Annotated in this window: 14 protein-coding genes and 1 tRNA gene; 11 read left to right on the top strand and 4 right to left on the bottom strand. The window is 60.3% G+C overall.

Going from position 1 to position 14104, the window contains the following annotated elements; all coding sequences use genetic code 11:
* The first annotated feature begins 1 nt into the window (after position 1).
* The 5 genes from kduI (at position 2) to recQ (ending at position 6140) form a co-directional block, all read left to right on the top strand.
* Positions 2–859, top strand: a complete 858-nt coding sequence (gene kduI, locus NKI18_RS12890; protein WP_352618122.1) for a 5-dehydro-4-deoxy-D-glucuronate isomerase — start codon at positions 2–4, stop codon at positions 857–859.
* Positions 856–1623 carry a 2-dehydro-3-deoxy-D-gluconate 5-dehydrogenase KduD gene (kduD, locus tag NKI18_RS12895; protein ID WP_352618120.1) on the top strand — a complete coding sequence of 256 codons (768 nt, stop codon included), beginning with the start codon at positions 856–858 and terminating at the stop codon, positions 1621–1623. The genes kduI and kduD overlap by 4 nt, the downstream gene beginning before the upstream one ends.
* A 23-nt stretch (positions 1624–1646) precedes the next feature.
* Entirely contained in the window at positions 1647–1985 is a 339-nt protein-coding gene (locus NKI18_RS12900; protein ID WP_352618117.1) for a cupin domain-containing protein, read from the top strand.
* A gap of 404 nt (positions 1986–2389) precedes the next feature.
* Complete coding sequence (locus NKI18_RS12905) at positions 2390–4156, top strand: AIPR family protein (protein ID WP_353019839.1); 1767 nt, start codon at positions 2390–2392, stop codon at positions 4154–4156.
* Positions 4157–4304: 148 nt separating this feature from the next.
* Positions 4305–6140 carry a DNA helicase RecQ gene (gene recQ / locus NKI18_RS12910; protein ID WP_352618109.1) on the top strand — a complete coding sequence of 612 codons (1836 nt, stop codon included), beginning with the start codon at positions 4305–4307 and terminating at the stop codon, positions 6138–6140.
* A gap of 45 nt (positions 6141–6185) precedes the next feature.
* On the opposite strand, the gene NKI18_RS12915 is transcribed toward recQ, so the two are convergent.
* Positions 6186–7145 (bottom strand): DUF1186 domain-containing protein, encoded by a 960-nt coding sequence (locus NKI18_RS12915; RefSeq protein ID WP_353019841.1) that lies wholly within the window; start codon positions 7143–7145, stop codon positions 6186–6188.
* A gap of 180 nt (positions 7146–7325) precedes the next feature.
* On the opposite strand from NKI18_RS12915, the gene NKI18_RS12920 reads away from it, so the two are divergent.
* Entirely contained in the window at positions 7326–8474 is a 1149-nt protein-coding gene (locus NKI18_RS12920; protein WP_352618104.1) for a hypothetical protein, read from the top strand.
* On the opposite strand, the gene NKI18_RS12925 is transcribed toward NKI18_RS12920, so the two are convergent.
* Positions 8471–8689, bottom strand: coding sequence for a hypothetical protein (locus NKI18_RS12925; RefSeq protein ID WP_352618101.1), 219 nt, complete (start codon positions 8687–8689; stop codon positions 8471–8473). The genes NKI18_RS12920 and NKI18_RS12925 overlap by 4 nt on opposite strands.
* A gap of 210 nt (positions 8690–8899) precedes the next feature.
* Positions 8900–9817 (bottom strand): alpha/beta fold hydrolase, encoded by a 918-nt coding sequence (locus tag NKI18_RS12930; protein WP_352618098.1) that lies wholly within the window; start codon positions 9815–9817, stop codon positions 8900–8902.
* A 725-nt stretch (positions 9818–10542) separates the two neighbouring features.
* Here NKI18_RS12930 and NKI18_RS12935 point away from each other — a divergent pair.
* The gene (locus NKI18_RS12935) at positions 10543–11142 is read left to right on the top strand and encodes a TetR/AcrR family transcriptional regulator (RefSeq protein ID WP_352618095.1); all 600 of its coding nucleotides are present in this window, start codon (positions 10543–10545) and stop codon (positions 11140–11142) included.
* A 77-nt stretch (positions 11143–11219) separates the two neighbouring features.
* Positions 11220–11795, top strand: a complete 576-nt coding sequence (locus NKI18_RS12940) for a DUF308 domain-containing protein (RefSeq protein ID WP_352618092.1) — start codon at positions 11220–11222, stop codon at positions 11793–11795.
* 75 nt (positions 11796–11870) lie between these two features.
* Here NKI18_RS12940 and NKI18_RS12945 read toward each other — a convergent pair.
* Positions 11871–11960: transfer RNA gene (locus NKI18_RS12945), tRNA-Ser, on the bottom strand.
* Between the two features lie 351 nt (positions 11961–12311).
* Between NKI18_RS12945 and NKI18_RS12950 the strand changes: the two genes are divergently transcribed.
* The 3 genes from NKI18_RS12950 (at position 12312) to NKI18_RS12960 (ending at position 14096) form a co-directional block, all read left to right on the top strand.
* Positions 12312–13019, top strand: a complete 708-nt coding sequence (locus tag NKI18_RS12950) for a 50S ribosomal protein L21 (RefSeq protein WP_352618089.1) — start codon at positions 12312–12314, stop codon at positions 13017–13019.
* A gap of 99 nt (positions 13020–13118) precedes the next feature.
* Positions 13119–13388, top strand: a complete 270-nt coding sequence (gene rpmA / locus NKI18_RS12955) for a 50S ribosomal protein L27 (protein WP_023678077.1) — start codon at positions 13119–13121, stop codon at positions 13386–13388.
* A gap of 120 nt (positions 13389–13508) precedes the next feature.
* The gene (locus NKI18_RS12960) at positions 13509–14096 is read left to right on the top strand and encodes a GNAT family N-acetyltransferase (protein WP_023678076.1); all 588 of its coding nucleotides are present in this window, start codon (positions 13509–13511) and stop codon (positions 14094–14096) included.
* Positions 14097–14104: the final 8 nt, after the last annotated feature.

Raw genomic sequence — 14104 nt, forward strand, 5'->3', positions numbered from 1 at the left:
AATGAATCACACTGACAATCATACGGATTTCACCTCCCGCTTCGCCATCGATCCTGTTTCTGCCGCAGCCATGGGAACGGACGAGCTGCGACACAATTTCCTGATCGAGGACTTGTTCCAGCCCGGCCGCATCAGCCTGACCTACACCCATTACGACCGCATGATAGTCGGCGGCGCCATGCCCGCCGGTACACCGCTGCCGCTGCAGGCGATCAAGCCGACCGGGACCAAGAATTTTCTCGACCGCCGTGAGATGATCATCGTCAACATCGCCGGTGCCGGCGTCGTGAAAGCCGGCGGTCAATCCTACGAGTTGCAGGCGCGCGACATGCTCTATCTCGGCATGGGCACGGATGAGGTATCGTTTGCTGCGACCAATCCGGCAGCGCCGGCTAAATTCTACCTGCTCAGCGCGCCGGCGCATCAGGGCCATCCCAACCGGCTGATCCGCATCGGCGATGCCAAGCGGCTCGATCTCGGCAGCCAGGCGACCTCCAACGAGCGCTCGATCTTCCAGTTCATCCATGCCGATGGGGTAAAGACCTGTCAGCTTGTCGTCGGCATGACGCAGCTTGCCCCCGGTTCCGTCTGGAACACCATGCCATGCCATGTGCATGACCGGCGCATGGAGGCCTATCTCTATTTCGACCTGCCGGAGGCGGCGCGGGTGTTTCACTTCATGGGCGAACCGGACGAAACGCGCCATCTCGTCATGCGCAACGAGGAGGCGGTGCTGTCGCCGGGATGGTCGATCCATTCGGGCGCCGGCACCTCGAACTACGCCTTCATCTGGGCGATGGCTGGCGACAATGTCGACTATACCGATGTCGACCTGGTGGCGATGGAGGAGCTCAAGTGAGCGATCTCTCGGCCTTCAGCCTTGCCGGCAAGCGCATCCTCGTCACCGGCGCCAATACCGGCATCGGCCAGGGCATCGCAGTGTCGATCGCGCGCGCCGGCGGCGCGGTCGTCGGCGTCGGCCGGTCGGCGATGGACGAGACGGCGGAGAAGATTGCGGCTGTCGGCGGCCGCTTCGAGGCGGTCCGCTGCGATCTTGGTGATGATGCAGCTGCCCAGGCGATGCTTGACCGCGTCTGGGACGGCACCGGACCGCTCGATGGCCTGGTCAACAATGCGGGCATCATCCGGCGTGCCGATGCGGTCGACCTGACCGAAGCCGACTGGGACGACGTCTTGGGCGTCAATCTGAAGACGGTGTTCTTCCTCAGCCAGAGTTTTGCCAGGCGCGTGCTTGCCGAATCTGGACGGCGTGGCAAGATCGTCAACATCGCTTCGGTGCTGAGCTTTCAGGGCGGCATTCGCGTCGCCTCCTACACCGCCTCCAAACACGGCGTGCTCGGCATCACCCGCCTGCTTGCATGTGAATGGGCGGCAAAGGGCATCAACGTCAACGGCATTGCGCCGGGCTATATCGAGACCAACAACACCGAGGCGCTGCGCGCCGATCCCGACCGCAGCGCCTCGATCCTGGCGCGCATTCCGGCCGGGCGCTGGGGCGCGCCGGAAGACATCGGCGACGCAGCCGTCTTCCTGCTGGCGCCGGCGTCGAACTATATGCATGGCGCGGTGATGCCGGTGGACGGCGGCTGGCTGGCGCGATGAACAGCAACGATGAGAGTTTCGCGATGACCGGAACCAAAATCTTCTCGCATGCCGGCGAGGCTGGGTGGACGCCGACGCCCGACGGCAACCGCCGGCGCGTGCTCCTGCACACCGACGAACTGATGATGGTCGAGTTCGGTTTCGACAAGGGAGGCGTCGGCGCGCTGCATTCGCACCCGCATGTCCAGGCAAGCTACGTCGCCGAAGGCCGTTTCGAGGTCACCATCGACGGCAGGACCGAGGTCCTGGAAACGGGAAGCAGCTTCATCGTTCCGTCCAACCTTATCCATGGCGTCAAGGCGCTGGAGGCGGGACGGCTAGTCGACAGCTTCACGCCGCACCGCGCCGATTTCCTCGACTGAGCTGCGGGCCCGAAGATCAGGCAGCCGGTTCTCGGAACGAAAAACCCGCGCCTCCGGAGAGACGCGGGCGTGTTGCCTGGGCGCTTGTGGCGCCGCGGTACTCAAAACATCACCGCAGAACCTGAACCTGCCGAATGATGGTGAAGATAGGATTAACCGCAAGCTGTACCGGGAGCATGTGGACATGCACTCGAACGTTTTTCCATAGGATGAATGCCGGAGTCTGCCCGCCCCAGCCGCGAACTGCAGGAGCCGAGTTCTTATTGTCGGGAAGGGCTGCGTATCGAAGTCGCTGCGACTGTCCTTCAGCGAACGTCGTTAGAAAATATGATGCCCGCCTAGCGGTCGAGGGGCCGCGCGGCTATGATCACCCAAAGCACCCTAACTTACATAAGCGAAGCACCATGAATCCAGTGATCCGTGCCCAACTCCGTGACTTCGCGAAGGCGAACTCAATTACAGCCTACACGCAAGAGAAACAGTTCGAAATCTACAGTATATTTTCAATCCTTAATGGACTGCTTGGCGAGAGCGTTGACGCTTACAACGTCCATCTGGAAGGAGACGAGTTCGGCGTCGACGGAATCGCTGTGGTCATTCAGGGTGAGTCTGTAAATAGCCGTCAAGAAGCTGAAGACAAGTTGGCCACCATAAACAACCCCTCGATTGAGTTCATCTTCTTTCAAGCTAAAACAAGCACTGGCTACGACTATGGCGACATCTCAAAGTTTTTTGACGCGGTGTCAGGATTCTTTGATGGGAGTCTAAAAGGTGAGAGCGACGCGATTGACGATCTCATAGGTGCGATGGATGCCATATACGAAAAAGGTGTCGGCAAACGAAATCCAAAGCTTAGCTGCTACTACGTAGCGACAGGCAACTATGAGCAACCGACAAGGATCGAGAAGCTTCGAGCAGGTTCTCGTGTTGAACTTGAGGAGCTAAATATCTTTGATTCAAACACCATTGCTATCGAGATAGTCGGAGCGCGCGACCTCCAGCAGTGGTACCGAGCCGCGACCACCGCTGTGGAGGTCGAAATTGATTTTCCACGAAACGTTGTTATGCCCACCAACGAGCATGTGGAGGAGGCCTACATTGGCTACATTGATGCAGCGAACCTGTTGGCCCTTTATGTCTCCAAGGACGCCGATGAAGAGGTTGTCGGCATTAACAGGTCGGTGTTTTTTGACAACATCCGCGACTACGATTCAAAGTCCAAGATTAATATCTCCATCAAGGACAGCGTCCGTGCAGGCGGTGGCGCGGAGTTCGTATTCCGTAACAATGGAATAACTGTTGTTTCGAAGAACATAGACCGAACTGGAGATCGCTTTCGTCTGGAAGATTTCCAGATCGTCAACGGGTGTCAAACCAGTAACGTCATATTCGACCTGGTCTACGGTGATGGTGGCAGCGAGGGGAAGGGCGATCGGAATTTGACGAAAGCGATCCAAGTCCCCTTCCGCCTGATCGGCTCTAAAGACGACGAATTCGTTTCTTCCATCATCGTCGGCACCAACAGGCAAAATCCGGTGCGGGACGAACAGTTTTGGGCGCTTCGCCCATTTATGAAGAGTTTTGAAGAGTACTGCCGAAGCCTTGAAGCGGAGGAGATTATTTATTTCGAGCGGCGCGATAATCAGTACCGAAATCAGGACGTTGAGCGCACTCGCGTGATGCAGCCCTCGGTTTTGATGAAGGCCGTTGCTGCGTGCTTGCTGTTCCAACCTCAGCGAGCGGCTCGAGACTACCGTGGCATTCTCTCCGAGTACGAAAATGTGATCTTCTTGGATGAACAGGATGTCCGAATCTATCACGCTGTAGCGTACCTTTACTATCGGTTAGAATTCTTGTGGCGAAATCAACGCATTGAGAATGGTTACAAGACATTCAGGTACTATATATTAGCGGGGATAGGGCTTAGACTTACAGAAGCCAAGAATGTTTTTACAATGAAGAAGGGAAAGCTGGCGAGTGTATCCGACGCGCTGCTGGAGCTCTGCAAGAACGAGGATGGGCTGAAGGACGCAGTAACGGACATTGTAAAGCTCGTCGAGGAGCGGCTGAAAGACATGGGCGTAGCCACCCAAGAGCGAATTCGAGACACCATCCGCTCAGAAACTTTCGCTTCAATGTTCCGCGAAAGGGTTGTTCCCTCCTTCACTTGAACAGAAGCTGAGGACGCCCACGAAAGATGCCATCTGCTAATGCAAAGTGCCGTGGGGAGAGTGGGTTGATCGCTCTCCACACCCTCTCGAATCCCCGAAAAACTCGATTCCAGCGCAGTCCGGCCGCGCCGATTGCAGAAACGCCGTAATGCAGGTAGCAGCGAGCATCCCGACAGAGGATTCCAAGCGGCGCGTCCTCAGGGATGTATTCGGTTTCGATGATTTTCGTCTCGGCCAGGCGGCCGTGATGGAGGCGCTGCTGACCGGGCATCATGTGCTGGCTGTCATGCCGACCGGCGCCGGCAAATCGCTCTGCTACCAGGTCCCGGCGCTGGTGCTGGGCGGGCTCACCATTGTCGTTTCGCCGCTGGTGGCACTGATGCAGGATCAGGTCGCCGCATTGCGCCTTGCCGGTGTGGCGGCTGATACGATCAATTCCTCGCTCGACCGCGATGCCAATGTCGCTGCATGGCGCCGTGTCGCGGCAGGCCAGACGCGCCTGCTCTATCTTGCACCGGAGCGGCTGATGACGGTGCGAATGCTCGAGGCGTTGACCAAGCTCGATGTCCGGCTGATCGCCATCGACGAGGCACATTGCATCTCCCAATGGGGACCGGCGTTCCGGCGCGAATACGAAGAATTGTCGAGACTACGTGATATCTTCCCGAAAGTGCCGATTATTGCGCTGACCGCTACGGCGGACGAGACGACGCGCACCGACATTGCCGCGCAGCTGTTCGACGGGCGCGTCGATACCGTGGTGCTCGGCTTCGACCGGCCGAACATCAAGCTAGGCATTGAGCCCAAGCAGGACAGCAAGCGCCAATTGCTAAACTTCGTGCAGCGCCATGCGGGCCGCAGCGGGATCGTCTATTGCCTGTCGCGCAAAAAGACCGAAGAGATGGCGGCGTTCCTCGAGCGGAACGGCGTACGCGCGCTCGCCTATCATGCCGGCATGAGCAAGGACGCGCGTGAAGCGAATCAAAACGCTTTCATGACGTTGTCCGGCGTGGTGATGGTGGCGACCATCGCCTTCGGCATGGGGATCGACAAGCCGGACGTCGCCTATGTCTTCCACACCGACCTGCCGGGCAGCTTGGAGGCCTATTATCAGGAAATCGGGCGGGCGGGCCGCGACGGGCGGGCGGCCGAGGCACATATGCTCTTCGGTCTCGGCGATATCCGCATGCGCCGGCTTTTCATCGAAGACGAGGACGCGCCGGCTGAGCACAAAAGGCGCGCGCATGGCCGACTCGATACGCTGATCGGATATTGCGAGACGACGCAGTGCCGGCGCCAGATCCTGCTTGGCTATTTCGGCGAAAGTTCTTCGCCTTGCGGCAATTGCGACAACTGCCTCGACCAGTCGCCGCATGCGGATGGCGAGGCGGAGGCGCGGCTTATCCTGGCGGCGATCGCACAGACCGGTGAGCGCTTCGGCGTCGCCCATGTCGTCGATGTCCTGCTCGGCCATGAGACCGAGAAGGTCCTGGACAGGAACCACCACAGGCTTGCCAGCTTCGGCACCGGTGTGGCGAATAAAAAGAGTTTCTTGCTGTCGCTGCTCCGCCAACTCGTCGCGGGAGGGTTCCTGATTTTGGACTCAGCCGGCCATGGCGGTCTCGCCATCGCCGAAAAGGGCCGTGCGCTGGCCCGGGGCGAGGCTTCGTTCCGGTATCGCGTGGACGCGCGCCAGTCATCGCGAGGCAAGATACGTCCTGAAGATACCGCAGCCGGCACGGAAGGTCTGGATTCGGCGCTGCTGGCCGCGCTCAAGGCGGTACGGCTGCGTCTTGCCCGGGAACGCCAGGTGCCGGCCTTCGTGATCTTTTCGGATCGTACACTGATCGATATGGCCGAACGCTGCCCGCGTGATCTGGACGCCTTCGCCGCGGTCAACGGCGTCGGCGCCGCCAAGCTCAAGGATTTCGGCGAGATATTCCTCGGCGCGATCGCTGCGCATCAATCCGCTGGATCGGCGTGAGGGTAGCCAAAAATCAAACTCGCAATTGCGCGACACTGCAACAGGTTAGTTTGCTAGGCAGCATTTCTTTGCTTTCTTGCCGCTTCCACAGGGACACGGATCATTGCGTCCGACATGGCGCCAAGGATTTGTGACCGGCGCTGTCAATCTCGACAACTCGTCGAGCCAAGTTTGTTCCGGCAAGGGCGATTGCCAATCTTCCTCGCCAAAATACTCAAGGTGGCTGGTCCATTCCAACGCTTCAAGCACGTCGTCGATATAGCCGAGAGCGGCGCGCTCGAATCGATCGATGTCGTTTGGGCTTTGCTCGGCGGTCAGGAGATCGTCTTCGAAATCGCGGCGGTCGATTACCCCTTCGGGGATGCGGCCGTCGTCCCATGCGCTGTGAACAAGTGACGCCAGATCGCGCAAGCCAAGCAGGGCGATCGCCCCCAGCCAGGCGATCCAGGCGAAATCGTCGTCATCGGCCAGCCTCTCGGTGTGGAATCGCTCGAGAAAATCTCGCATTCGGTCACGCTCGATGCGGCCTTCCCAGGTCAGGAAGGTCGCTGCGCCCAAAACTGCATCGCGGACGAATTCATCGACGGAGCGGTCGCTGATCAAGCTGAACAAAGCGTCGGCGTCGCCATCAAATACGCCGGCGACGATACGCGCCATGCTCTCGGTCACCACGTCGCCGAGCAGGTCATCGAGGTCGCGTCCCGGCCGGCGCAGCAGGCGCAACAAGGGCCCGAACGTTCTAGTGTCGCGAGCGCCGCCCAGAATGTAGATGCCTCGCAAGAGCAGCATCTGATCATCCCGCGACAGAGCCTCTCCTTCGGCCGCTCTTGTGACGACGGCACGCAGCGCGGGAGCCGATTCTTCAATCCTCGCTATGCAGTGAATGATTGCGACATCCGGCAATTGCTGCTCGTTTGCCACGGCATGTAGTTGATCTTCTATCGGACCGAGATCGAAGTCGGGCTTGCCCCGGGCAAGGACGGAGTCGAGTTCGTCCTTCTTCATGGCATCCTCGCTGCCGTTCGCGCTTGCCAAATCTACGACAGGCCGGCTGCCTTTCAACAGTTCATCCGCACAAACGGCAAATTCCTGTGCAGAAAGTGCCAGACGGGGCGAGTTCGATCTCGACACAGCTCTATCCTGAACTGACCTGTGGGATGAGGATCGGCCAGCAGCCAAGCAACCATGAGCGAATATCAATACTACGAGTTTCGGACGGTCGACCGCCCACTCAGCGAAGCGGATCGCCGGGACTTGCGCGATGTGTCGACGCGGGCGCGGATTACGGCCACGAGCTTCACGAATTTCTACGAGTGGGGCGACTTCAAAGGCGATCCGGTCGCGTTGATGCGGCGTTGGTTCGATCTTCATCTCTATTTGGCGAATTGGGGCACCCACCGGCTGATGATCCGGTTTCCAGCGCCATTAATCGACCGGCAGCGTCTCGAGGGATTCCTGCATGCGGTCGATTGCCTCGAGATCAGCACGTCCGGCGAGAACCTGATCGTCGACATCCTGTGCGAAGAACTGGAACCTGCGGACGATTGGGATAATTGGGACGACGACTCGCACTGGCTCGAAGCACTGGCGCCGCTGCGCGCCGACGTGCTCGGCGGCGATCTGAGGCTTTTCTACCTGCTGTGGCTGAAGGCGGCCGAGATCGGTTCCGTCAAGCCGGACGAGGCGGAGCCTTTGCCGGGGATCGGCCCGATGACGCCCGCGCTCGACGCTTTCGCGCGCTTCTTTCAGCTCGACGCCGACCTCGTCGCTGCGGCGGCCGAGCGTCCCGCCGGCACGACAACGGAATTGTCGCCGGATATGGTCCGGCGTTCAGTCGGCGCCTTGTCCGATCATGAAAAGACGACGCTGCTCGTTCGTCTCGTCGACGGCGATCGGCATGTTGAAAACGAGCTTCGGGCGTTCGTCCGGAATCGCTCGATGTTGAAAGTCTCTGTTGGAAGCCCCATGGCCACTGTTCCGCGCTCGGCCGGCGAACTGCGAGCCCGTGCCGAGGCGATCCGTCAGGCCCGCGAGCGCGCGCAGGAGGAGCAACGAGAGGCTGAAAGAAAACGGCAGGCGGCGGAAGAGGCGCGCGCCCGCCGTATTCGGCTCGATGCGCTCTCGCGGCGCGGCGAAAGCGTCTGGCGTGAGGTGGAGAGCGAGATCGAACGCCGCAACCCTCCCGGCTACGATGAGGCCGCCAGCCTTCTGCTCGACCTCAAGGCAATCGCCGAGGAATGTGGCACGACCCACGATTTTGCTCGCAGGCTGCAGGCGATCCGCGATCGGCATATCCATAAGAGGCGTTTTATCGAACGGCTAAGAGACGATTAGCACCGGCTTCGTCTCGCCGCCGCAATCGCAGCCTCCTGCTGCCGCAAGTGCTCGATCTTCGCACTCTGGCGGGCAGCTACGGTCGAGGCGACACGCTGCCCTCCCAACAGCCAGCCCGGAATCTTGGTGTGGACGACTTTGCCACGAGCGATGGCTGTCGCCGACATTTCGTCGGCGACAGCGCCGATCGCCACGTTGAGCTCGACGCAACTCATCTTGTCGTATTTCGCAGCATCAAAGGATGCCGGCAAAGGCGATGCGCAACTTCCGACAAACATGAGGCTGCATATCAGAGGCGCGGCCGTGGAGATCGCCTTCATTCCCTTATCAAGCACGTTGATGCCGGACAGGCGGATTTCCGGAGGGTTCTCGATCTCAGGCCGCGAAGCGCTCCCGAGGTTCCGCGTAACTGAAGCATGTGACCTCTACAATACCCTGTGCTGACCGACCTGTTTGTCTTCAAAGAATTCGGAGAGAGCCGCTGCCGTCTTGTCGGGGTGCTGTTCCGGGAAAAAGTGCCCGCCTTGGACAGCGTGTCCTGCCACTCTGTCGGCCCATTTCCTCCAGATGGCCAGCGGCCCGCCTTCTTGCGCATACCAGTTCTCCAGGGCGCCTTCGCCACTCCATAGCGCCAGTAGCGGACAGTCGATGCGACGACCGTTTGCGCGGTCCAACGCGTCATGTTCATGATCGATCGTCGCAGCGGCGCGATACTCTTCGCAGATGGCATGAATATGCGCGGGATCGCGAAGCGCATCAACATAGGCGTTCCGGACCTCTTTGGAGACCATTTTCGCCGACGATCCCCAGTGCGTAATTGCATCGTCGACGACAGCATCGGGAGCCGCGCCGATCAGACGCTCCGGCAGGGGCTCCGGCTGGGCAAGAAGGCCCCAGGGCCAGAAGCCGAGCGCCAGTCTGGCATCCGCCCGATCCCATGTTGCGGCGGTGGGGATGATGTCGAGGACGGCGATTTTGAGCACTTTGTCGGGATGGTCCAGCGCCAGGCGATAGGCAACCCGCCCGCCACGATCATGCCCGGCAACCATGAACCGCTCAAACCCCACTTGCTTCATGGCCTGAACCATGTCGCCGGCCATGGCGCGCTTGGCGTATGGGCTATGATCGGCAGAGGAAACCGGGCATCCGCTTTGCCCATAGCCTCGAAGGTCGGCGGCGACCACCGTGAAACGGGGCGCCAAGGCTGCGGCGATATCCCTCCACATCAGATGCGTTTCTGGAAAACCGTGAAGAAGCAGCAGCGGCGGACCGGTGCCTCCGACCCTTGCGAAAATCGTCGTATCGTCCAGTCGTAGGCTGGTGGCTCTGAAACCTGCAAACACCGTCAGCTTCCTCCGCGCCCTTAGGAAAGCTCCCTAAGGGCGCTAACGGCCGCCTGGGGCGAAAACCCCGGCCGCGATGGCCAGGGTTCAAGCCGGCCAGTTGCTAGAATCGAAACCAGACCCAGACGCGCCTGCGGAAGCACCGCCTGCGCCGATAGCCGTTTCGCCAGTAAACGCGACAGACCCTTCTCCAGGCGCGCCGGCGGCGCCGGCGCGGCATGTGCCACCGGCGATGATAGACTGGTTGCAACTCTGCTTGAGTTTCGTCGTCGTCGAAGGTCTCGACATCCGGCGCCTCGAGTTCATCGAGAATGCCGCTTCTGGCAGTTGGAACGCCGGCCACTGCGTTGATTGGCCGAACTGTGCTTGCAAGGGCCGCGGCCCCGGCAATGCCAAACATTCCTGTCAAAAATAGTCGCCGATCCATGGAAACCTCCCAGTCTTCAACCAGCGATAGAACAAGCTAACGATGGGGAGATAGCGCAGTCGGTGCGAACGCCTAGTGCCGCACGGCGATTAGCGGTGGTCCGGTCGGCCGGAGGGGTGTTGCCTCGTCCTCGAAGTGGGATGGCTACCTCGATCGACAAACACCCGGAGCTTTCTGAATGGATGGCGGGCCGAAAACAATGAAGATCGAATGACGTCTACGCCATAGCCACGCAATTTCACGCTACTCGCGTTGCAAGGAGGCTTGACTGCCATCCTACCAGAAGGTAGGTAAAAGCATGAGCAACTTGTCTACCACCTCTGATGCCATCCTGGCTTGTGCACGTTCACTGATCGTCGCTGGCGGCTACAACGGTTTCAGTTATGCCGACATTGCTGATGTGGTCGGGATCCGTAAAGCGAGCATTCATCACCATTTCCCAAGCAAGGTCGATCTGGTTCGGACGCTGGTTGCGCGGTACCGCGAAGAAACTGAAGCGGGGATGGCAAATGTCGAACTTCACGAATCCGATCCGCTCGAACAGTTGCGGATCTATGCCGGGTATTGGGAAGCCTGCATCGCGAACGCCAGCGCCCCATTTTGTATCTGCGCGCTGCTGGCAAGCGAGCTCCCCGTGCTGCCCGAGGAAGTTGGCCTTGAGGTCCGGGCGCATTTCCGCTCGCTGTCGGCTTGGCTGACGTCGGTGCTGGAGCGCGGCGTGCGGCACGGCCAATTTCGACTGATGAGCACCCCTCGTGCCGAGGCTGAAGCGTTCATGGCGACCGTTCACGGCGCGATGCTTTCAGCACGGGCCTATGGCGATCCGAAGGCATTCGCCGTCGTGACGGGCCCGCTCCTGGAGCGGCTCGCTCTGCGTTCCCTCCAAATACGACCCTAAGACCTCAACTAACCATAGCCGTAACGACTCTGCGACATTCGTCGAGAGCCCTACCTACTAGTCGAAAGGATGATCCAATGACGATTCACGATGGCGATCTTTCCCGCGCCAGCCAGGAACAATGGCTCAAGCTCTATTACTTCGCTCGGACTGCGTTCTCGGCTGTCTGGGTGGCGGCTGCCTTTACGGTGGGACAGCATTCCGGGGTGGTCGCGGCGGTATTACTCGTGGCTTATCCTGCATGGGATGCTCTCGCCAATTTTGTCGACGCATCGCGCAGCGGAGGATTGGGACAGAATCGCACCCAGACCATCAACGTCGTGGTCAGTGTGGCGACAACGCTCGCGGTCGTTTTTGCGCTGAAGATGAGCATGAATTGGGTGCTGGGCGTGTTCGGCCTATGGGCGATCCTGTCCGGCCTGCTTCAACTCGGCACGGCTGTCCGCCGTTGGAAGAGCTCTGGTGCGCAGTGGGCGATGATCCTGAGCGGAGGGCAATCAGCACTGGCAGGCACGTTTTTCATCGCGCAGGCGCGGATGCCGATGCCGCCATCCATCACCAACGTGGCCGGCTATGCCGCAGTAGGCGCCCTCTACTTCCTGGTTTCGGCGGTGTGGCTGAGCGTGAGCCAATTGCGGCGGAAGGCTGCATAGGCCCGCGATCTTAAGCCATTACCGGCGCGATGAGAGATGCTGTTACCTATGGGTCCGGAATGGACCATTCCGAAGTGGCGGAGAGGGAGGGATTCGAACCCCCGATGGGCTTGCACCCATGCCGCATTTCGAGTGCGGTGCATTCGACCACTCTGCCACCTCTCCGCGGTCATGGTCCGCCGTTGCCGGCGCGGCGCACTAGATAACGGCTGGACAGGCAGGTTACAAGGGCCAATCTGCCCCGTCGCCGCAGCTTCTGTCCCTGCTTCCTTCGAGCCTCCGGCAGCCGCTGCTCGATATTTGCACTCGATATTTGCAAGGACTGGGCTCAACCCGTTTGCAGCTTGCCCGCGGCGCTTGCCTTGACTCAAGCCGAACCTTCGGCTAGGGACAGCGCGCAATCGGCGTGGAGGGATCTTCCGCGCCGCTTGTTTTTTGAACCCGCAGACTGACAAAAAGACGGCCGAACCGCCTGAAGCGGTTCATCAAGGCCGACCGAACAGCGAAAGGCAAAAAATGTTCGCAGTCATCAAAACGGGCGGCAAGCAGTATCGCGTTGCCGCCAACGATCTCCTGAAGATCGAAAAACTCGAAGCCAATGTCGGCGACATCGTCGAGATCGGTAATGTGCTCGCGCATGGCGAGGGCGAGAACGTCACGTTCGGCGCGCCGTTCGTGGATGGTGCGATGGTCACCGCCGAAGTCGTCGAGCAAGGCAAGAACCGCACGGTCATCGCCTTCAAGAAGCGCCGCCGGCAGAATTCGCGCCGCAAGATCGGCCATCGCCAGCTTTTGACCACCGTCAGGATTGCCGAAATCCTGCTGGGTGGCGCCAAGCCGGCGAAGAAGGCCGCCGCCAAGACCGAAGCGAAGGCCGAAGTCGCAGCCAAGACCGAGGCGAAGGCTGAAGCCGCGCCGAAGGCAGCAGCGAAGGCAGAGGCTGCGCCGAAGAAGGAAGCCAAGGCCGAGACGACCGAGGACAAGGCTGCCGAAGCCGCCGCGCCGTTGTTCAAGGCGCCGAAGGGCGAGCCGGACGACCTGACCGTGATCAAGGGCATCGGCCCGGTCGCCGCCGGCCAGCTCAACGAACAGGGCATCACCACCTTTGCCCAGATCGCCAAGCTGTCCGACAAGGACGTCGCCAAGATCGACGAGCACATGCCGTTCAGCGCCGACCAGATCAAGGACTGGCGCGACCAGGCCAAGGAATTGGCGAAGAAGTAGAACGAACCGGCGCAATCGTCGCCGGATCGGACTTGAAACGGAACGCGAACGCGTTCATAAGATCGTTTAGGCGCCTCGCGGCGCATCGGAGTTAGTTAGATGGCACACAAGAAAGCTGGCGGATCGTCGCGCAATGGTCGCGACTCCCATTCCAAGCGGCTCGGCGTGAAGAAGTTCGGCGGCGAAGCCGTGATTCCGGGCAACATCATCATTCGTCAGCGTGGCACCACGTGGCATCCCGGCACCAATGTCGGCATTGGCACGGACCACACGCTGTTTGCGCTCGAAGCTGGCGCAGTCACCTTCAACAAAAAAGCCAATGGCCGAACCTACGTATCGGTGAACCCGATGACGAAGGCAGCGGAGTAGCCGGTTCCGCACGAGAACACCGGCACCCATCTCGGGAACCGGTGTCTGGCCAAGCCAGGAAATGGATCAGGGGAGATGGGTTTCCATCTCCCCTTTTTCTTGTGCCTGGAGGACTTTGATATGGTTGCCGAAGCGGAAGCGACAGACGACGAAAGTTACACGATAGATTGCCCGGTCCTAGTCACCGAGCGGCTGGTCATGCGTGCCCCGCGTGAAAGCGATATCGAGCAATTGGTGGCGCTCGCCGACAACCGCCACGTCGCGGAAATGCTGGCTCGCATGCCGCATCCCTATGGCGAGGCGGAGGCACGCGCTTTCCTGGCCATGACGGCATCGCGCCGGGCCGGAATCGCCTATGCGTTGACGCTGGCCGGCACCGAGACCTTCGTCGGCTGTGCCGGGCTCAACACCACGGATCGTGGGCTGGAGCTCGGCTACTGGATCGGCGAGCCGTACTGGAAACGCGGCTACGCGACGGAAGCAGCGCACGCACTGGTCGACCTTGCCTTCCAGAGAACCACGATCCAGGTGCTGCACGCCTCGACGCGGGTTATCAATCCGGCCTCGCGCCGGGTCATCCACAAATGCGGCTTCCAGTATGCCGGCCAGGGCATGCTGAATTCGATCGTTGCCGGTCAGGTGCCGGTCGAGCGCTACCGCCTCGATCGCAAGACCTGGACCAGCCTGCGGAACTGGGTGCATTTTTGATGGATGCG

Origin of the sequence: Mesorhizobium sp. M0800, from assembly GCF_040320095.1 — a bacterium.
Classification (GTDB): domain Bacteria; phylum Pseudomonadota; class Alphaproteobacteria; order Rhizobiales; family Rhizobiaceae; genus Mesorhizobium.

Bases quoted from the DNA above. Each gene is read 5' to 3' on its own strand.
- NKI18_RS12935 (WP_352618095.1), top strand. From the start codon at position 10,543: ATGAGCAACTTGTCTACCACCTCTGATGCCATCCTGGCTTGTGCACGT.
- NKI18_RS12950 (WP_352618089.1), top strand. From the start codon at position 12,312: ATGTTCGCAGTCATCAAAACGGGCGGCAAGCAGTATCGCGTTGCCGCC.
- NKI18_RS12920 (WP_352618104.1), top strand. From the start codon at position 7,326: ATGAGCGAATATCAATACTACGAGTTTCGGACGGTCGACCGCCCACTC.
- rpmA (WP_023678077.1), top strand. From the start codon at position 13,119: ATGGCACACAAGAAAGCTGGCGGATCGTCGCGCAATGGTCGCGACTCC.
- NKI18_RS12905 (WP_353019839.1), top strand. From the start codon at position 2,390: ATGAATCCAGTGATCCGTGCCCAACTCCGTGACTTCGCGAAGGCGAAC.
- recQ (WP_352618109.1), top strand. From the start codon at position 4,305: ATGCAGGTAGCAGCGAGCATCCCGACAGAGGATTCCAAGCGGCGCGTC.
- NKI18_RS12960 (WP_023678076.1), top strand. From the start codon at position 13,509: ATGGTTGCCGAAGCGGAAGCGACAGACGACGAAAGTTACACGATAGAT.
- NKI18_RS12915 (WP_353019841.1), bottom strand. From the start codon at position 7,145: ATGAAGAAGGACGAACTCGACTCCGTCCTTGCCCGGGGCAAGCCCGAC.
- kduI (WP_352618122.1), top strand. From the start codon at position 2: ATGAATCACACTGACAATCATACGGATTTCACCTCCCGCTTCGCCATC.
- NKI18_RS12940 (WP_352618092.1), top strand. From the start codon at position 11,220: ATGACGATTCACGATGGCGATCTTTCCCGCGCCAGCCAGGAACAATGG.
- NKI18_RS12925 (WP_352618101.1), bottom strand. From the start codon at position 8,689: ATGAGTTGCGTCGAGCTCAACGTGGCGATCGGCGCTGTCGCCGACGAA.
- NKI18_RS12900 (WP_352618117.1), top strand. From the start codon at position 1,647: ATGACCGGAACCAAAATCTTCTCGCATGCCGGCGAGGCTGGGTGGACG.